The organism is Pseudoalteromonas sp. G5_S1_54_S4, from assembly GCF_054968565.1.
Genome location: NZ_JBQKUL010000057.1, coordinates 1 through 20,093, shown reverse-complemented (window position 1 = coordinate 20,093; position 20,093 = coordinate 1). Strand labels below are relative to the sequence as shown.

Genomic DNA, 20,093 nt, shown 5'->3' with positions numbered 1-20,093 from the left:
TTCTTAAGTAATAATACACAGTGGTAAACTATCTTATGAAAAGTTTACCACTTTAGTCGCTTAAATCGGCTTTATGGTAATGTTAAGCAGTTGACTGGTAAACATTAACCTCATTGATTAAGGTATGCTGATTAAAAATAACAAGAAAGGCTTACCACTATTTCTTCATCAAACACCAAGCGTATACAAATTCTCAGCGAATCAGAAATCAACGAACTCTATGCCTTACCCAATTTTAACCGTAAAGATCGTGATGATTATTTTTCGTTAGATAGTGAAACTCAAAGGCTCGTCAACGAATTAAGACGTATTGAAACCAGAGTGTATTTTATCTTACTGCTTGGTTACTTTAGGTCACGGCCAATAGTATTTAATTTCTCATTTACTCAAGTCAGTAATGATTTAGATTATGTAAGATCCAAGTATTTCAGCGATAAAGATATGTCTCTTGAGGATTTATCACCAACAACAAAAACTAAGCTGATTAATAAGTTATTAAAATATACAGGGTTTACAGCATACCAAAGCAAGTTAGATAAAGAGCCGCTATTAAAAAGGCTTAACGATGTTGTAAAAATCAACCTTGAACCAAGGTATGTTTTTGATGAATGTATTGCTTATTTTGGTCAAAACAGAATAGCGCTAGCTGGTTATACAACGCTGCAAGACACTATTTCTACGGTATTATCAAATGAGCGTAACCGAATTGAAATGGTGCTGCTTGATAGTTTGTCTTCAGGTACCAGAAAAACATTACTTAAATTACTTGAGTCAAATAATACCTTTACTGACTTAGCCAAGTTAAAGAAAATGGCTAAGGACTTTTCAACGAGCCAAATCACCCAAGAGCTGAAGACGCATAAAATTATACGCTCGCTTTATCCAGAAATTAAGTCACTGATTGCTGAACTGGAGCTATCACCTAAAAATCTTGAATACTATGCTTCACTGGTAAAGCACAAGTCCGTTTATAAGCTTAGAAAACACGCAGATAGCCAAACTATTTTATATCTCGTTTGTTACTTGTTCTTCAGGTACCGAGAGACTAACGACAATCTTGTTGCTGCATTTATTTACTTGGTAAGGAAGTTAACCGAATCAGCTAAAGGCTATGCAAAGCAGCGTATTGTTGAAGATGTAACCATTGTAAGAACCAAATTAAAATCCGCTGGTAGTTTATTAAAGTACTTCATCGATACCGATATGGACGATGATTTAAGCTTTGGTGATGTACGTAAAAAAGCCTTTGAATTGATCCCTGCTGACAGTATTAAACTGTTAAGTGATCACTTAGATAATAACGACTTTGATGGCCGTCAGTACGAATGGCAATTTATTGATAAACAATCCAGTAAAATTAAAAAACTTATCCGCTCATTATTTATGTCTATCGATATTGAGTTCATTCATTTAAAGGATGAACTCCATGAGCAGTATGTTATGGCACATTCTGAACTTAGTGAATTAAAGGCTATCCAAACCATTAACATCGATGTGGTACCTAAACATGACCGAGAGTATTTAGAGGGAGAAAATACCAAATTAATTGCTAATCGATTTGAGTATTTCCTTTATCGTAAAGCCGAACAATTATTTCACAGTAATAGCTTAACGGTGAAAGAAAGCGTTAATAACCGTAGTTTAACGTCAGATCTTATACAACCTAAAGAATGGCAGCAAAAAGAGACAATCATTGAAAACACTGGCCTTGATAAGCTGGCAACACCGATTAACCAAACACTCGCAGATAAGAGCCAACAATTAGAAGTTAAGCTGAAGGAAGCAAGCGAGCATATCTTTAGTGGTGATAATAAGTATGTTGAGTTTATTCCTGGCAAAGCCGAACTCAAGTGGTCAATTCCTAACAGCCGTTGGCAACAAACAATTGAAAACCCGCTCTACAATCAAATTCAACACATGGGTATCGTTGAACTCATGTTGTTTGTTGATCAAAAGACAGGTTACTTAAATTCATTTACACACATATCAGCAACTAAAGAAAAATCACCAGTAAATAAAGAAGATCTGATCGCCTGTATATTGGCAAACGGCACCAATTACGGCCTATATAAAATGGCGAATATCTCTGACCGTTCAATGGGTAAATTACGCAGTGTAGATGATAGTTATGTCAGATATGAAACACTCAAAACGTCTAATGATCAGGTTTCTAATGCTATAGCCACGTTGCCAATATTTGCCTATTACCATGTGGACGATAATCAGTTGTTTTCAAGCATTGATGGTCAAAAATTTGAGTGTCGCATAAATACGTTTAAGGCTCGGTATTCGTCTAAGTACTTCTCCAAAGGTAAAGGTGTTTCAGCATTAACATTGGTTTCTAATCATGTTCCGGTGAGTACGCAAGTCATTGGCGCTAACGAATATGAAGGTCACTTTGCTTTTGACTTACTCTATAACAACTCTTCAGATATACAGCCTAATACCTTATCGACCGATACGCATGGTACCAATAATGTTAACTTCGCTATATTAGATTTCTTTGGTTACACATTCGCCCCTCGATACGCGAAAATGAAAAAGGTGTTTTTTGAGCTATTTGAAGTGACTGAAGAGAACGGAGGCCGTATTCAATTAAAGAAAGATATTAATCATAAGCTAATTGCTGAAGAATGGGACAATATTCAGCATATTGTTTGTTCATTGAGTCGTAAAACCACCACTCAAAGCACAATCATTAGAAAGTTGAGTAACGGCAAGAGCCGAAGATTGTCAGCATTGCATGAGTACGACCGTTTAATTAAATCTATTTATGTTTTGGAGTATGTTGATAATTCAACGTTGCGTCATTACGTCCAGCAAGCCTTGAACAGAGGTGAAGCATACCATCAGTTAAAACGTGCTATTACTTCAGTTAATGGCAATAAATTTCGTGGGGGGAATGATTACCAAGTATCACAATGGAACGATTGTGCTCGACTCATTTCAAATTGCATTATTTATTATAATTCCGCGTTACTATCGGCATTTTTACAAATCCAAGAGAGGAACGGTAGGCAAGATGTGGTTGATGTTATTTCTCGGCTTTCACCTGTTGCTTGGCAACACATTAATCTAAATGGGGAATATGCCTTTAATAAAGACCGCAAAGAAATCGACTTAGCTGGTTTACTTAGTGATGTAGAATCAATAAGTTAAAGAATGCCATCTGTTTGTATTTCTAATTCAAAAGGTACTGCGCATCAAAGTGCCATTAAAAATTGGAGGTGTTGATATTCTATATGCTTGATATATACAAGCTAACATTGATAGAAAACAGATAAGCTAACAAGTTTTTAGTCGAGCCATGAACTGTTCTATAATTGTTCTAATTGCAAAACTCTTCAATTTGGTTTGTTACTAGATTTAAAAATACTTTTCTATGCTCGATTTTAGTAAGTAGCAGCTTTTGGATGTCTTCAGGAACTTTTCTTTCTCCTGCATCTATTGCCATTAGTAATGGCTTGATATCAACTACAAGAAGACCTGCCGCCCTTGCTGCTCGAATGAACTTTAATCTCTTTAATGCACATAAGCCGTAAAGTGAATGGCCTGACTTAGTTTTTTCTTCGCAGTGTACTAAGTTCTCAAGAACATAATTTCTTACCGTATGGACAGATGTTTGTGCAGCTAGTGCCAGTTGAGAAATACTCAAAGGAAAATCCAACGCATCATCATCACTACTAATGAACTTATTGATGTCAGGTATCTCTGTCAAAAAACTGACTTCACCAACAGGAATGTTTTCAACCTTAGATTTAATCATGATTTAGCATGCTTCCAATTTGTGTTGTTAATGGAATGCCTTAAGATATCTTGATTACATTCAATCAATTGGCACTCCATTAACATTTCTGTAAGTACATTACCGTTAAATGATTACCCTGCGCAGCAAGATAGCTCTTTAACGTCTTTGCTAAAGGTTTGAGCGCATAACTTCAATCCTTCAACCATCGTCAAATACGGAAATAGTTGACCTGCCAATTCTTCGACTGTCATTTTATTATGAATAGCAAGAGCCGCACTTTGAATCAGTTCTCCGCCTTCATGGGCTAAAATTTGTGCGCCTATCAGTTTTCCCGTGGATTCTTCAGCTACCAACTTGATAAAACCATCCGTTTCAAAATTTGCTAAAGCTCTTGGTACGTTTTCCATATCAAGTACACGACTTATCGTATTTATTCCTACCGCTGAAGCTTGTACTTCGGTTAGACCTACCGTAGCAACTTGTGGGTCGGTGAATATAACAGCAGGCATGGTAGATAAGTCGAGTTGCGCATTTCCACCTGTCATATTAATTCCAGCCCTACTTCCGGCAGCAGCAGCAACATAAACAAATTGTGGCATATTGGAGCAATCTCCAGCGGCATAAATGTTAGCTGTTGATGTTTCCATCATACTATTAACAACAATGGCACCACTTTTATCTGTTTCAACACCAACATTTTCTAAACCAAGCTTTCCAGTATTTGCATGGCGACCCGTAGAGATAAGCAATTTTTCAGCGATTAATGTTCCTTCGTTAGTTTCCAATGAAAAACCATTGCTATCATAAGAAACATGACTTGCTTGCGTATTATTAAGTACCCTAATACCTTCTTTTTCAAAGCACTCTGCCAGTTTTTCACCTAATAACGGATCTTCAGCATATAAAAGGGTATGTCTGGCTAGAATTGTCACACGGCTACCTAAACGGGCATAAGCTTGCGCAATTTCCAGAGCAACAACGGAGGAGCCGATGACAACTAGACTACTCGGTAACTCTTCTGCAAATAAGGCTTCTGTTGATGTCCAATAAGGTGTATCAACTAAACCCTTAATTGGCGGAATGCTTGGTGTAGAGCCTGTTGCAATTAAAATGCGATCTGCAACCAGCTCTTCTTCACTACCATCAGACTTGTGAACTAGCAAGGTATTTTGATTTTTAAAACGTGCATAACCTTTAAGTAAAGATAGCGCGGGATTACTCTCTAAAATACGTTGATATTTAGCATCGCGTAGTTCTTCGACGCGAGCGTTTTGCTGATGTGCTAATAAGGAGCGGCTAAGTTGTGGCTGAATATTTTCTAAACCATCAAACGGGTTAGTACGTTGCTGATGCGCTAATTGCGCAGCACGGATCAATATTTTTGAAGGAACACAGCCGACATTTACACAGCAACCTCCGATTACATCGGCTCCTTCAATGATAGTAACTCTTGCTCCGCCTTCTGCTGCTTTAATCGCACTGGCAAAGGCCCCTGAACCACTACCAATAATGGCTACATGTAATTGTTCTGGCTGGATGTCATTTGACGAGCAACAACTATTCGTTGACATATTTTATTCCTCTTAAAAAGTTAAGCGGTACAAGTTTCATCATCACAGCGTTTATTCGCAGGAGAAACCATGTCCCAAATTGATACAGCAACCATTAGTCCTAGCCCCGTATAAGTAACGTATGAACTCCACCCGTACTGGAACCAAGGGTATAAAGAGAGTAAAACCAAAATGGGGCCAATTGAACCGATAAAACTACGGTGCCATTGACGATGGCTAAACCAGCCTAAGATATTCATTGCCAGCGCTAATACTGCAAACAGTGGTAACAACGTATTGATAAATACCCCTTCCCACTGACTAAGAAATCCCATCCCAATTGCCGCACCAAGACTAGCTATCGCGGGAAAACACATGGCGCATCCCATTGCCGAAACAAGTGCACCTATAGAGCCTGCTTTATCTCCGATACGCGTAACTAGTTCTAAGGGGCTAAACATTACTTATTTTCACTTTTTAAATTTGAAGGGTAGCCAGCGTTGGTAGTCGCTGCAATTAATGCATTGATGTTGGTTTTAGTGTCATCAAAAGAAACAACAGCTAGCTTAGGCTTGTAGGTAACTTTCGCATTTTCAACGCCATCAACATTTTCTAATGACTTTTTAACTGTGATTGGACATGTCGCACAGTTCATCGTTGGCACTTCCAGTGTAACTGTTTTTACTTCAGCAAAAGCACCAAAACTAGAAAGTGAAAGCAGTGCGGTTAATAATAATTTTTTCATAATTAGCTCCAAATTTTAAAATGTTATAAATTTCTTGATCTGTATATTAAGCAAACAAAAGTATCCAATAATTACTGGTCACTAAAATTGTCGCAACTATAACGCTCAGCCAGAAAATTACTTTTCGTTGTTGCTGTTTCTTAGGAATTGCACAGGCCGTTCCCGGCTCACACTCTTCTACAGGACGGTAAATTTTCCAACCTGAGTAACCAAACAACAACACTACAAATGCGATAAATAATGGCCTATAGGGTTCAAATGCAGTTAAATTACCAATCCATGAGCCACTTACCCCAAGTAATAACAGGAGCAAAGGACCTACACAGCATACGCCTGCGCCTAATGCTGCTATGATGCCTCCTATCATTGGAAGGTTTGATTCTTTTTGATTCATATAGATACCTCATTAAGTGATAATGCAAGTGTATTGCATGTACCTAAGTACGGAGTCAAGGGTGATTTATAAAAAATTTATCTTTGATAATCTGCTACGACAGATACGGGGAATAAGCTAACTTGAATTAAGGCGCAGAAGTAAAATTGGATATGCTGTTTTAGTGGGAAATGGTAGTTAAGTGAATCATTTACTTCGGTTGCAACGAATCAATTATTGGGCAGTGGCTATCGTCATCATTATTTTGGCATTGTCCTAAATGTTCTTCCAAAGCGTGTTCTAACAACAACAAGTCAGCCATCTTTTTTTGTACTGCGATCAGTTTTTTATTAGCTAATTCTTGTACTTTACTACATGGACTATCGTTTAACGCAAGTAACCCTTCAATCTCATTTAGCGTAAAACCTAATTCTTGAGAACGCTTGATAAAATGTATTCTATTTACCGTTTCTTTCGGGTAATGTCTATAGCCCTGCATAGGCTTTGGTGGTTGTTTAATTAAGCCTTTGCGTTCATAAAAGCGAATTGTTTCGACATTTACACTCAGTTCTTTAGCCAACATACTTATGGTTCGTTTAGACACGTTATCAATTACCTTACTGACTTTTTGTTTACTTACTTTATATCTAATTAAAGTGACCATCAATGAATACCAGTTTAAACATCGCTAATTGATTTTGTTTTTTCTTCTATTAAATAAGTAAAGTTACCGTTGTTACAACAATATTAAACCACAACAATGTATGGTTTATCCTTTTTCATTATCAAAGTCCAAATTAGTGTTATTACATGCAGTTCTACATGAGTACACCCTAAAGATACTGTTAATATATCACAGGCAATTACGTAATGACACCACTTAAATAAACCTATATGATATGACACCATCTAAATAGACCTAATTAGGCAAAAATGTTCATAAGAGCATATTTACGAGCATCAACTTCTGAGCAAGATGCAAATAGAGCAAAAAGCTCATTAAAAAAATTCGTTTCTGGCTTCAGCAAACGAATTGCTTCTTTTTATATAGAAAATAAATCTGGTAATTCTTTAGATAGACCAGAGCTAATTCGTTTATTGGATGAATCAGAGTCCGGTGATGTTTTGTTAGTTGAATCAATCGATCGTTTAACAAGGCTAAGCCCTGATGATTGGAAAACTCTTGTAGCCTCAATAAATGAAAAAGGAATTAGTGTTGTTAGTTTAGATCTACCAACCAGTCATTTAACATTTGGCAGTTTTCCAAGTGATGATTTTATGAGATCAATACTTAGTGCTATTAATAATATGCTGTTAGAAATATTAGCGGCCAGTGCATATAAAGAATATCGAGAACGTGAACGTAAGCAAAAAGAAGGTATTGTAAAAGCACAGCAAAAGGGACTTTATCACGGTCGTCAGCCTGATTTAGAGGCTCATGATAGGATTGCCTCGTTTACTGAAGCTGGATTTAGTATTAATAAAACGGCTGAAGCAGTTGGAGTTAGTCGAAGTACGGTAATTAGAGTTAGAAAAAAGCTTAAAAATTTAGACTAAGGTTAATTTCGAGGGGATGGGCGCAAAACCCCTAATTGGTGTTGGCAGCTCCATGCGCTGACGGTATGTAAGGCACTTTTTCTATCTTTGGTTGTAAATGAACGACGTGCTGTTTTTCCATCAATGGCAATGATATCAGCACCAGTGGTTTCAATAAGTGATGATATCCAAGATTGAAATGAATGCTCTATTTCATCTGATTTTAACCGACAAATGACACGGGCAATGGTGTCGTGTCTTGGGATACCCTCTTTGAAAGCGCCATATTTTTTTAACCAATCAAGTTTTAGATGCCCAAAATCTTCAATATCCTCCCATCCTTCTGCGCCGGAGAGTACAGCACTAATGGCTAAGAGGAGAATATCGATAAGTTCATGCTTTTTACAGCGTTCAATGCGAGGATCGGTAATTGAATCAAAGTGTTTCAGAAAAGTAGCGCTCATATTAAGTGACCAAGGTGATTATAATGCCTTGATCTGATCGCTACTTGTTCTAGAAGTTCAATTTATAATGATCTTGCCGTGGATTGTCCTGTATAAACTACTTAATTTGATTGACTTGAGTGGGTTTCTTGACTACCATGTTTTTTAAAATTTTGATGTTAGAGTAAAAATGAAAAATACTTGGATTAGTTTGTTAGTAGTACTATCGATTGCATTGCAGTCGTTTGCTTCTGTGGCTAATTCAAATGAAAGTCATCAGATTGACTCTCTACATATTCAAACAGAACATTCCCATGATAGTGAAGATATTGAACTTTTCGATGAATCATCTGACACTGAACATAATATTAAAGATTGCCATCATTGTGGTCACTGTCAAGGCACTCACACACAGTGGGTTGCCAGTAATAAATCTACACTACAGACCCCTAAACTTATTATTACAAATCAATATTTTTATGCTGTTCATGTAGATAAAATATTCACTGAAGAACCTATACGCCCCCCAATCGTTTAATTTAGTTTTAAAGCTATATTCGTAACAAATTTATTCTTAACTAGCGCTTAATGTAGCCTAGTTGGTTTAGTTGCGGCATTTTATTATTAAATTAAGAGATTATTATGAAATTTTTCTCAGCAAAATCTACTGGAATCGCATTATTTATCGGCTTTTCAGCAAGTTTATCTGTTAGTAGCTTCGCTTTTGCTAAGCCAACGCTATCGAGTGACTGGCTCGATCGGCAAATCAATAAACACCCTGATATTGTCTCAGCACGTGAACTCATGAATGCTGAATTTTCCAAAGCACAGGGCAGTAAGTTACCACTTTACAACCCAGAACTATCGACAGGTTACGAGCGTGAAGGTGACGGAAATAATTACAATATTGGTATTAGCCAAACGATTGACTTGTGGGATAAGCAGGCTGTTAATGCTGCTATCGGCGATAAAATATTAACGGCGGCCAGTAAACAATTCACTTATGCGATAGAGCAGAAAAAAGCACAAGCCTTAAAAGCACTTATTAATTGGCAACTTGCCATGGATAAGTCGTCACTTGCTTTTGAACAAGAGCAACAGTTAGAAACCTTGCTTAAAATTGTAACTAAAAGGCAGAAAGCTGGCGATCTTGGTCAGGTTGATGCTGAGTTAACTTTCTTGAATTTGTCGCAAATGCTTAATAAAACGGCCCAAATACAAGCACAGTTAACACAAGCTCAAGCCAAGGTTAATGAGTTGTTGCCTGATTGGCGTCCTGATACACAAGCATATCCAGAGCAGGGCTTAGGCGTTACAAACTTTCAAGTAGCTGAGCAGTGGTTAACGCAGCACCCGCAAGTATTAGCCTCTCAAGCACTGTGGCAAATGCAAAAAAGTAAAGCTCAATATGCCATGCTTGAAACCAAAGCCGATCCTACCATTGGAATTAGTACCGGAAAAAATGATGTCGATAATGTTGTCGGAGTTACTTTTTCTATGCCGTTAAATATTCGTAATGATTACCAAGCTAATGCCAAAGCACAAAACCAACAAGCTATCGCCGCAGAAGCAAATTTTCGTTCAGTAATGCGTAAGCAAAAGTATTTGATACAGGCAAGTACTGCCTCACTAATCTCTAATAAAAAATACCTTGACCGTTGGCAACAGTTAATGCAAGGACGCGGCGAACACAGCGCGCAGTTATTGCAAAAACAATGGCAAGTAGGTGATTTAAATACCTCGGATTATTTATTGGCATTACAACAAAGAGCGGAAGGTTTATACGCGGGCATTGAATTACAAGCCCAGTTCAAAATAAGCGAAGTGCAATGGCTACTCGATGTAGGCCAATTAAATGCGGCAACTAAGCTATTAAACTAAACCTATTATATCACTTTACGCGGCTTGATGAGCGTGAATTGTTACAGAATTTGGAATTAAAAATGAAAAATAAAATAACTGATAAAACATCTCATAAAATAGTGAAAAAAATAAAACTCATTACCCTAAGTAGTTTATTTACTGGCTTAGCTGTCGTGTCAACTACGGCATTATCATATAACGATGCCGCTCTAGAAAAAACGCCAGCAGTAGAGCAATCCATCGTATTAAAAACTGACCATGATCATGACTCTGAAAGTGAAGAAGTGCATGACGAAAGTGGTCATGAACATGGTAGTGATGAAAGCAAAGACGACCATGCTGCGGAGGAGAAATCTGATGACGGTCATGACCATGGTAGTGAAACAGCGAGTAAAGAAACAGCTGAAGAAGAACATGAAGAAGGCATAAGTTTTAGTCCAGAAAAAATGGCACTCGCCAATATCAAAGTGACTAACTTAAAGCCGGCAATTTTTGCTAAAAGTATCTATGCACCAGGAGAAATAAAAGCGAACGGTTATACCAGTTACATTGTCTCTTCACGTACTGAATCGGTAGTGATCAGTCGTCATGCTATTTTAGGTGAACATGTGACTAAGGGTCAGTCTTTAGTTACCTTATTTAGTGAATCAATGGCCGAAGCACAAGCACAATATCGTGTTGCTTACAATGAGTGGCAACGAACTAAAAAATTGGGCCTTGGCACCGTCAGTGAAAGCCGCCTATTAGCCAGTGAAACAGATTACATTTCAGCTTATGGTCGATTAACTGCCTTTGGTTTAACCAAAGCAGCCATTAAAGATATTGTAAAAAACAACTCATCAAATCTTGGTGAATATACCTTAGTCGCTCAGCGCTCTGGTGTGGTTTTAAGTGATGATTTCTCTCAAGGACAACGTGTGCCTGCCGGTGAAAAAATCATGGTATTGGCTGATGAAAAAGACTTATGGGTTGAAGCGCGTGTTTCGCCAAATAAAAAATTAAGTCTTCCTATTGGCACCATTGCAAAAGTTGAGTTTGCCGGGCAAGTGCATGTTGCCAAGGTCATTCAAGAAGCACATACCATTGATCCAAGTACGCGTACCCGAATCGTTAGACTGTCGGTTGAAAATACTGATGACAGTTTGCATTCAGGCATGTTTGTTAATGTAAATTTTCAGTTTGATACGCAAAGCCCTGTAATAGCAGTACCAGAAACAGCATTAATGCGTGGTGCCGATGGTGATTGGACGGTATTTGTTGAAGACCATCCTGGTGAATTTAAAGCCGTTGAAGTTGAATTAGGTCAGCCATTAGGCAATTACCGTCAAATTATCGGTATTGAGCCTAATACCCGTGTGGTAACAAAAGGTGCCTTTTTTGTTGCGTCAGAAATAGCAAAAGGCGGATTTGATCCGCACGGCCACTAGGGGAATAAGATTATGTTTAATAAAATGATTGATTGGTCGATCAATAATCGACTCTTAGTAATTATCGCCCTAATTGCTACTATGGCAGGCTCTGTTATGGTGATCCCAAAACTAAATTTAGATGCTTTTCCTGATGTAACCAATGTTCAGGTAGCGGTTAATACTGAAGCACCGGGCTTAGCCGCTGAAGAAGTAGAGCAGTTAATAACCTATCCCATTGAAGCAGTAATGTATGCGTTGCCTGATGTAGAGCAAGTACGCTCTATTTCAAAAACGGGTTTATCGGGTGTTACTGTTGTCTTTAAAGGAGGCACAGACATCTACTTTGCTCGCCAGTTAGTATTTGAGCGTTTACAAGCGGCAAAAGAGTTAATTCCGCAAGGCGTGGGCACACCAGCAATGGGACCTAACACCTCAGGTTTGGGTCAAGTTTTTCAGTATTTGTTAATTGCAGATAAAGATTCTGGTTATGATTCTATGACCTTAAGGAGCTTGAACGATTGGATAGTAAAGTTATTGGTTATGCCGGTAGATGGTGTTACCGACGTCTTATCTTTTGGCGGCAACGTCAGACAGTATCAAGTCAACATTGAGCCAAGTAAATTATTATCATATGAGTTAACGCAAGACGATATTGTTACTGCACTCGATAACAACAATGCCAATGTTGGCGGTTGGTACATGAACCGTGGACAAGATCAATTAGTTATTCGTGGCACAGGTTGGTTTAATAGTGGCGAAGCAGGTTTAGCTGATATTAGACAAGTACCGGTTAAAACGGTTGATGGTACTGTGGTGACTATCGAAGATGTAGCCAAGGTTTCGCTGGGTAGTGAAATACGCCAAGGCGCAGTTACTATGACGCGCAGAGATGCACAGGGTAACATTGAAAACTTAGGTGAAGTGGTTTCAGGTATCGTATTGAAACGTATGGGCGCAAATACTAAAGCGACAATCGACGGTATAAGTGCACGTATTCCAATGATCAACCAAGCACTACCTGAAGGCGTACGTTTTGAACCTTTCTACGATCAGGCAGATTTAATTACTAAAGCAGTTGATACTGTAGTGCAAGCATTAGCGCTGGCATTTATATTTATCGTTATCGTACTTGCTCTGTTTTTAATGAACTTACGCGCAACCTTTTTAGTGTTAATTTCAATTCCTATTTCAATCGCTATCGCCTTAATGGTGATGTCTTGGATAGGTTTATCGGCAAACTTAATGTCGTTAGGTGGTATCGCTGTTGCTATTGGTATGTTGGTTGATGGCTCTGTTGTGATGGTTGAAAACATGTTCAAACACCTTAATAGACCTGATTCAACACATTACAAAAATGCGCAAGCGAGAACGTTAGGCACAGATGCTGATCCCCACGATGTAGAACATGATAAAGAAGGCATTCCTCTACGATTAAAAGAAGCAGGAAAAGAAGTTGCACGCCCGGTATTTTTTGCTGCCTCTATTATTTTAGTGGTATTTACACCGTTATTTAGCTTTGAAGGAGTGGAAGCTAAATTGTTCCAGCCGATGGCTATCAGTATTATTTTAGCGGTTATTTCGGCTATTTTAGTGGCACTGTTTGTGGTTCCAGCCTTAGCAACCTTTATGTTTAATAAAGGCGTTAAAGAAAGAGAAAGTTTTGTCTTAAAACCATTAGATAAGCTTTATCGAAAAGGCCTCAAAGCCGCGATGAAACACACGAAAGTAGTTATTATTGCTTCATTATTGTTACTTGTGGGTGCAGCATCTTTAATACCTCAAATAGGGACTGAATTTGTACCAGAATTAGAAGAGGGTACCATTAACCTAAGAGCAACATTAGCGCCATCAGCAAGTTTAGAAACAGCCTTGTCGGTTGCTCCAATTCTTGAAGAAAAGTTAATGGAGTTCCCCGAAGTTGAATATACCCTAAGTCGAATTGGACGTGCTGAAATCGGCGGTGATCCTGAACCAGTTAATAACATCGAAATTTACATTGGCTTAAAACCTGTTTCAGAATGGACAAGTGCCAAAAATCGCGTTGAATTACAAGGTTTAATGGAAGAGAAACTTGAGCAATTCCCAGGGTTATTACTTAACTTTTCACAGCCCATAGCGACTCGTGTAGATGAATTACTGTCAGGAGTTAAAGCGCAACTTGCCATTAAATTGTTTGGACCAGAATTAGATATGTTGGCGAGCAAAGGTCAAGAAATTGAAGCGGCAATCAAACAAATTGATGGCGCAAGAGATGTAGCCTTAGAGCAAATCGCTGGTGAAGCACAGTTAGTGATTAAACCGAAAAGACAGCAATTGTCACGTTTTGGTTTTTCAGTTGGCGATGTCATGGAAGTGGTTAAAAACGGTATCGGTGGCGTTAGCGCTGGCCAAATAATCAATGGCAATGAACGTTATGATATTTATGTTCGCATTGAAGAAAAATACCGTGATAACCAAGAAGCTATTGCAGATCTGAGAATACAATCACCTACGGGTGCTTGGGTACGTTTAGGCGATATTGCTACCGTCAGTTTTGAATCTGGCCCACCACAAGTGCGACGTGATGATGTACAGCGACGCGTGGTAATTCAAGCCAATGTTCAAGGTCGAGACATGGGAAGTGTTGTTAGCGACATTCGTGCAGTTATTGATAGCAAAGTAGATTTACCTGCAGGTTATTCTGTAGTGATTGGTGGTCAATTTGAAAACCAACAACGTGCGCAGCAGCGACTATCAGTGGTAGTGCCTCTATCATTGGCACTAATTGCCTTGCTACTTTATTTCGCCTTTGGCTCTGTTGGTCAAGCGATGCTTATTTTAGTGAATGTACCCTTGGCCGTTATAGGTGGTATTTTCTCACTGTATATTTCAGGTCAATACTTGTCAGTGCCAAGTTCAGTCGGCTTTATCACTTTGTTTGGTGTCGCCGTGCTTAATGGTGTAGTCATGGTAGAAAGCATTAACCAGCTGGTAAAAGATGGTATAGACACCTCAAAAGCTGTTTTTGATGGGGCAGTATCTCGTTTACGTCCAGTATTAATGACCGCCATTACTTCTGCGTTAGGTTTAATTCCAATGCTGATGTCCAATGGAGTTGGCGCTGAAATTCAACGACCACTGGCGAGTGTTATTGTTGGCGGTTTGGTTACTGCAACGTTACTCACCTTGTTTGTGTTACCGGTTTTATATGCTTGGTTCTCAAAAGCCAAAATCAAAGATCTTAGAGACTAACGCGCTAGATAACTTAGTGACTTACTCATTAACTTACAAATTAATAAAGTAAGTAACTAATTTGATAGCACTATAAATCGCTACTAGCTAAGCTCTTGTCAAAAGCAGGGCTTAGCCAGTCATTTTCACTCGATGCAGAGATTCAATAGTAGGCTTTTATTAGCTTCGAATTTTTGCATCCTAAATTTAGGGAATAATGATGAAAAAGCTGTCGTTTTTCAATTATTCGCCAAACCTCCTTATTATCGCCACCGTGCTATTTATTATAGTGACGGGCAATTCTACATTTTTTGAACAAGTTAATTCGGTATACCCGTGGCAAGATAATCAAGGTTTTATTATCGCGCTGACTCTTGTGGTAATGAGTGTATTAACCATTATTGTGTCATTTTTCAGTATTATCATTCCCGTTCGAATAGTACTGAGCAGTCTTTTACTCTTATCTGCCATGGCTGGTTATTATACCGATAGCTTTGGCACCATCATTGATAATGTAATGATTCAAAACATTGCTGAAACGAATATCGATGAAGCAACTGACTTACTGTCATTTGAGTATTTTTTAACTGTTTTGTTGTTAGCCATAGTACCTATAGCTTGCCTTTTTATGGTCAAAATAGATAAATCGTCATGGACAAAAAACTGTTGGCTACAAATAAGTAATACCATCATGGCACTTGGTGTAATTACTGTTTCACTTTATATTTTTAGTGCTCAATTCACTAATTTCTTTAGAGAACACAAGCCATTAAGATTTTACTTAAATCCTATCTATCCCATTTACTCTACGGGATTTTTCCTCAAGGACGTGCTTGAACAGCAAGAAAATAACGAATTTTTAATGGTAGTAAACTCTGCCAATGATATTGATAAAGAGTCGCATAAAAAACTCTACATTGTCATTGTCGGTGAAACTGTCCATGCGGGTAATCTTTCTATAAATGGCTATAAACGAGAAACTACACCATTATTAGCTCAAAGAGATGATTTAATTAGTTTTGATAAATTCTATGCTTGTGGCACATCAACCGCGATTTCGGTCCCTTGTATGTTTTCATTCGATAACCGAGAGTCATTTGATAATAAAAAAGCACGGCGAACACAAAACGTATTAGATGTTATTTCCAAAGCCGGGGTAAGTGTCCTTTGGCGAGACAATAACTCTAGTTCAAAAGGCGTCGCAGATCGTGTCGAATACCAAAATTTCAAATCACCTGAGCTAAATTCAGTGTGCGATATAGAGTGTCGTGACATTGGTATGTTAGACGGTTTACAGGGGTATATTGATGATCAAGAAGGTAGTGTACTCATAGTGCTTCATCAAATGGGCAACCACGGCCCGGCATATTACAAACGATACCCCAAAGACTTTGAGAAGTTCACTCCTGCCTGTCAAACAAGCGAACTCTCCGCCTGTGAAACTAGCGAAATTGTTAATGCGTATGATAATGCCATTCTCTATACCGATTACTTTATCAATGAAACCATTAATTTATTAGAAGAGAACAATACCAACTTTGAAACTGCCATGTTTTATATTGGCGATCATGGTGAATCGTTAGGTAAGAACGGACTCTACTTACATGGTATGCCTTACATGCTGGCGCCTGAAGAACAGACTCATGTACCTTTAATTGCTTGGTTCGGCTCTTCATCACACGTTGATATGGAAAGTACGGTCAAACAAAGTAAAAAAGAAAGTTCTCACGATGCTTTTTCTTTTTCTTTACTACATGCGTTAAATATCAGCACAGATATGTCATTGCCTGAAAAAGCGCCATCACCACTATTTGTTATGCAAGAGGAAGAGTAAATGTCAAATAATAACCATACGCACAGCCATGCACATAACCATGACGGAAAATTAAGCATGGCAGTATTTATCAATATTTTACTTACTGTGGCCCAAGTTATCGGCGGGGTTTTATCAGGTAGTTTATCCTTGATTGCTGATGCGCTTCATAACCTCAGTGATGCAGGCGCTATCGTTATTGCGATTGTTGCGAGAAAAATTGCAAGAAAACCCGCTAATAGCCAAATGACTTTTGGTTTTAAACGGGCTGAAATTATCGGGGCATTAATCAACACTACTACCCTTATTATTCTTGGTATATATCTCATTTATGCCGCAGTTGAGAAGTACTTTAACCCTCAACCTATTGATGGTTGGATTGTTGTTTGGATTGCGACAATAGCCTTAGCGATTGATTCCATAACCGCGTGGTTGACTTATCAAGCAGGCGCGAAGAATAACTTGAATCTCAGAGCGGCATTTATTCATAATTTATCTGATGCCTTTGCTTCTGTCGTTGTCATTGTTGCGGGTAGTTTGATCATTTTATATCAATGGTATGTTGTCGATTTATTGGCAACCATACTTATCTCGGTTTATGTGGTGTACCACGGTATTATTTTAGCTAAGCAAAGTATTCGTATTTTAATGCAAGCGGTCCCCGTTGATATCGATATCGATAAGATTTGTAAGGATATCGAATCAATGGAGAATGTTGAAAAAGTAAGACACATTCATGTGTGGCAATTAGATGATAGCGAAGTGTATTTAGAAACCAGTGTTAACTTAAAAACGATGGAACAATTCCAAGATCTTAAGCCAATTAAAGATTTGCTCGCAGCTCAATACGGTATTCACCACTCGACCATAGAAGTGGTAGTAGGGAACACCTTGCAAATGGAGAATTGTTTTGAACTTGAGTAAACACCTGCTTTATTCAATGTATGCATTAACGCTTATTGCTTTTTTATTTGAAACAACAAATAGCGATATTTGGCTTCAAAATTTGTTATTCAATGCATCCAACCAAACGTGGTTAATTGATAAATATGAAGAGCCTTATCGTTTTATTTTTTACTTGTTGCCTAAATACAGCATTATTTTGTTGGCACTGTCGCTCATTGCTTTTTACGTTATCGCTTGTAGACGCAAGTACTCTAAGCACTTTCAAAAGCGATTATTAGTGGTTATTTTCTCTTTGATGTTAGTGCCGTCAGTCATCGGCGGTTTAAAAGCAACAACCAATGGTGCTTGTCCTGCGCAGCTTGAACTATATGGCGGCGATGTCCCTTATGTTAAGGCGTTTGAATTAATGCCTGAATCGTTTGAGTCAACTAAAAAGTACAAGTGCTTTCCTGCGGGTCATGCCAGCGGTGGTTTTGCCTTAATGTCATTATTCTTTTTGTTTTATCGTCCGAAATACCAATGTATTGCGATAGCGTTTGCTGTTTCTACTGGCTGGATTATGGGGAGTTATAAGATGGCGATAGGTGACCATTTTTTAAGTCACACACTAACAACGATGACGTTGTCATGGTTAATCATTTGTTTGATAGCCGCGGTAGTGTTTCGTACCTTACACTTTCCTAATTCCAAACCTAATGCTAAGAATAGCCAACAGGAGCCAATCAATGGGTACTAAGCAAAAGCCGACGGGAATAAAACGAATATACCTAGCAGCGGGGCATTCACTCAGAGCGTTTAAATGGCTGATAGCAAATGAAGCAGCGTTTAAACAAGAATTCTGGCTGTCAGTTCTTCTCGTTGTGGGCTGTTTATTCTTTCCATTTTCACTTTTTGAGTACGTGTTTCTTTGGTGCGCTTTATTATTCGTATTGTTGGCAGAAATCTTCAATACCGCTATTGAGGCAGTAGTCGATAGAATTGGCGCGGAAATTCATCCGCTGTCAGGTTTAGCGAAAGACTTAGGCTCTTTGGCTGTGATGGTGAGCGTTATCATCGCAACTTTAATATGGGCTGGTGTATTTATTCAGCACTTGAGCTTATGAAGTGTAAATGTTATTAGAATGTATATAGCTATCAAATTCCTTATGAGTTGGATAACAAAAGGCAATATTGAGGAATTTAATGAACGCGATGCTATTACAACTATTAAAAAGCTAGAGCTTAAAAGGCAGCAATTAAAGTCTGAAGGCAATGGTAAAAAATTATCAACTGCAGAACTTAAACTGTTACTTTCTGCATACAATTACACTGGTAATGAGAAGCTATCTAATAAAATAGCTACAACCTTGATTGAAAGGCGTAATAACCGCGCAGAACAAGCATCCAGCAAAGAAGAAATAGATATTGCGAATAAACTGACTATAGATAATTTAGATATTCCATATTAAAAAGCATATTACATATTTTTGGTATGTGCTCTCAATAACACCAAAAATATGTAATGTAGACCTATTTTTAATAACTTCCCATAAAATACGACGAATATAGCCCTACAAATAAATAAAACACCAAGAATATGTTATGTACATACAAAGGTACAAGCTCTCAACACCAAAAATATGTTGCGTACATGCAAAGATATAACCCCTAACACCAAAAATATGTTGCATACCTACAAAAATAGTACATGCAAAGATATAATCTCCATGATAAGAAATATGTTACATACACAAAAAAATGTTACATACAAAAATATAATCCCTCAACACCAAAAATATGTTGCGTACATGCAAAGATACAAGCTCTCAACACCAAAAATATGTTACGTACATACAAAGATACAAGCTCTCAACACCAAAAATATGTTACGTACATACAAAGATACAAGCTCTCAACACCAAAAATATGTTACGCATATACACAAATACAAACTTTCAACCTCAGAATTGTGTTAAATATATTAAAAAAGAGCTTAATCTATCATTTTGCATGCTAGCAATGAGACATATACTATAAAAATAGTGTATGTCGTCAGAACCTTATTCTAAAAAAGAACACCAAATATATGTAATCTAAACACCAAATATATGTAATCTAAACACCAAATATATGATCCGAAACACCAAATATATGATCTGCTATTGTATTTTTATCTTTTAATAACAATAACTTACAGACACCTATAGTTCTTATAGATCTTATAGTTTTAATAGATTTAATAGAATTAATAGGTACTGTGGATATGTGAATAAGTTAATGACGATTCTAACGAGTTAATTGGATCAACATCTTACTAACTCATTGGTGAAATAGTTAATAATCAAGACTAATTACTCTATTAAGCTACTATTAAAAAGAATTAAGCTTTAAAAACACTATGGAGTAACTAAATATCTGATCTTTGAAGCACCCCTTGATAAATCAAGGGGATTCTTGTCGTCAACGGTTTAAGCATTGTGATACTAGATCACTTTAGACTTCTAAAACCTCTTACAAG

General features: G+C 37.8%; 17 protein-coding genes and 1 pseudogene. 11 read left to right on the top strand and 7 right to left on the bottom strand.

Going from position 1 to position 20,093, the window contains the following annotated elements; all coding sequences use genetic code 11:
- Positions 1-159 precede the first annotated feature (159 nt).
- Positions 160-3,159, top strand: coding sequence for a Tn3 family transposase (locus ACTRWE_RS16875; RefSeq protein WP_076915769.1), 3,000 nt, complete (start codon positions 160-162; stop codon positions 3,157-3,159).
- A gap of 169 nt (positions 3,160-3,328) precedes the next feature.
- Here the strand turns inward: ACTRWE_RS16875 and ACTRWE_RS16870 are convergent, their stop codons facing one another.
- The 6 genes from ACTRWE_RS16870 to merR form a co-directional block, all read right to left on the bottom strand.
- On the bottom strand, positions 3,329-3,766 hold the full coding sequence (locus tag ACTRWE_RS16870; RefSeq protein WP_008110853.1) for a MerR family transcriptional regulator: 438 nt from the start codon (positions 3,764-3,766) through the stop codon (positions 3,329-3,331).
- Positions 3,767-3,879: 113 nt separating this feature from the next.
- Positions 3,880-5,319, bottom strand: coding sequence for a mercury(II) reductase (merA, locus tag ACTRWE_RS16865; RefSeq protein ID WP_008467329.1), 1,440 nt, complete (start codon positions 5,317-5,319; stop codon positions 3,880-3,882).
- A 20-nt stretch (positions 5,320-5,339) separates the two neighbouring features.
- On the bottom strand, positions 5,340-5,759 hold the full coding sequence (merC, locus tag ACTRWE_RS16860) for an organomercurial transporter MerC (RefSeq protein ID WP_008467331.1): 420 nt from the start codon (positions 5,757-5,759) through the stop codon (positions 5,340-5,342).
- Positions 5,759-6,043, bottom strand: coding sequence for a mercury resistance system periplasmic binding protein MerP (gene merP, locus ACTRWE_RS16855; protein ID WP_008110847.1), 285 nt, complete (start codon positions 6,041-6,043; stop codon positions 5,759-5,761). The genes merC and merP overlap by 1 nt, the downstream gene beginning before the upstream one ends.
- A gap of 46 nt (positions 6,044-6,089) precedes the next feature.
- Entirely contained in the window at positions 6,090-6,437 is a 348-nt protein-coding gene (locus ACTRWE_RS16850; protein ID WP_008467333.1) for a mercuric transporter MerT family protein, read from the bottom strand.
- 190 nt (positions 6,438-6,627) lie between these two features.
- The gene (merR, locus tag ACTRWE_RS16845) at positions 6,628-6,999 is read right to left on the bottom strand and encodes an Hg(II)-responsive transcriptional regulator (protein WP_033011277.1); all 372 of its coding nucleotides are present in this window, start codon (positions 6,997-6,999) and stop codon (positions 6,628-6,630) included.
- A 350-nt stretch (positions 7,000-7,349) separates the two neighbouring features.
- On the opposite strand from merR, the gene ACTRWE_RS16840 reads away from it, so the two are divergent.
- Positions 7,350-7,973: a recombinase family protein gene (locus ACTRWE_RS16840; RefSeq protein WP_008467336.1), complete on the top strand. Its 624-nt coding sequence runs from the start codon at positions 7,350-7,352 to the stop codon at positions 7,971-7,973.
- Positions 7,974-8,005: 32 nt separating this feature from the next.
- Here the strand turns inward: ACTRWE_RS16840 and ACTRWE_RS16835 are convergent.
- Positions 8,006-8,416 (bottom strand): annotated as a pseudogene (locus tag ACTRWE_RS16835) (ISAs1 family transposase); the annotation flags it as partial.
- Between the two features lie 169 nt (positions 8,417-8,585).
- Here ACTRWE_RS16835 and ACTRWE_RS16830 point away from each other — a divergent pair.
- The 9 genes from ACTRWE_RS16830 (at position 8,586) to ACTRWE_RS16790 (ending at position 19,044) form a co-directional block, all read left to right on the top strand.
- The gene (locus ACTRWE_RS16830) at positions 8,586-8,933 is read left to right on the top strand and encodes a hypothetical protein (RefSeq protein WP_016899519.1); all 348 of its coding nucleotides are present in this window, start codon (positions 8,586-8,588) and stop codon (positions 8,931-8,933) included.
- 104 nt (positions 8,934-9,037) lie between these two features.
- Positions 9,038-10,276, top strand: coding sequence for a TolC family protein (locus tag ACTRWE_RS16825; protein ID WP_016899518.1), 1,239 nt, complete (start codon positions 9,038-9,040; stop codon positions 10,274-10,276).
- 62 nt (positions 10,277-10,338) lie between these two features.
- Positions 10,339-11,685, top strand: coding sequence for an efflux RND transporter periplasmic adaptor subunit (locus tag ACTRWE_RS16820; RefSeq protein WP_016899517.1), 1,347 nt, complete (start codon positions 10,339-10,341; stop codon positions 11,683-11,685).
- Positions 11,686-11,697: 12 nt separating this feature from the next.
- Complete coding sequence (locus tag ACTRWE_RS16815) at positions 11,698-14,898, top strand: efflux RND transporter permease subunit (RefSeq protein WP_016899516.1); 3,201 nt, start codon at positions 11,698-11,700, stop codon at positions 14,896-14,898.
- A 196-nt stretch (positions 14,899-15,094) separates the two neighbouring features.
- Entirely contained in the window at positions 15,095-16,711 is a 1,617-nt protein-coding gene (locus tag ACTRWE_RS16810; protein WP_229816631.1) for a phosphoethanolamine transferase, read from the top strand.
- Positions 16,712-17,614, top strand: coding sequence for a cation diffusion facilitator family transporter (locus ACTRWE_RS16805; RefSeq protein WP_016899514.1), 903 nt, complete (start codon positions 16,712-16,714; stop codon positions 17,612-17,614). It abuts the gene before it with no gap.
- Positions 17,601-18,332, top strand: a complete 732-nt coding sequence (locus ACTRWE_RS16800) for a phosphatase PAP2 family protein (protein WP_002962876.1) — start codon at positions 17,601-17,603, stop codon at positions 18,330-18,332. The genes ACTRWE_RS16805 and ACTRWE_RS16800 overlap by 14 nt, the downstream gene beginning before the upstream one ends.
- Positions 18,322-18,699, top strand: coding sequence for a diacylglycerol kinase (locus ACTRWE_RS16795; protein WP_008467350.1), 378 nt, complete (start codon positions 18,322-18,324; stop codon positions 18,697-18,699). The genes ACTRWE_RS16800 and ACTRWE_RS16795 overlap by 11 nt, the downstream gene beginning before the upstream one ends.
- 42 nt (positions 18,700-18,741) lie before the next feature.
- Positions 18,742-19,044, top strand: a complete 303-nt coding sequence (locus ACTRWE_RS16790; protein WP_008467353.1) for a hypothetical protein — start codon at positions 18,742-18,744, stop codon at positions 19,042-19,044.
- The last annotated feature ends 1,049 nt before the right edge of the window (positions 19,045-20,093 follow it).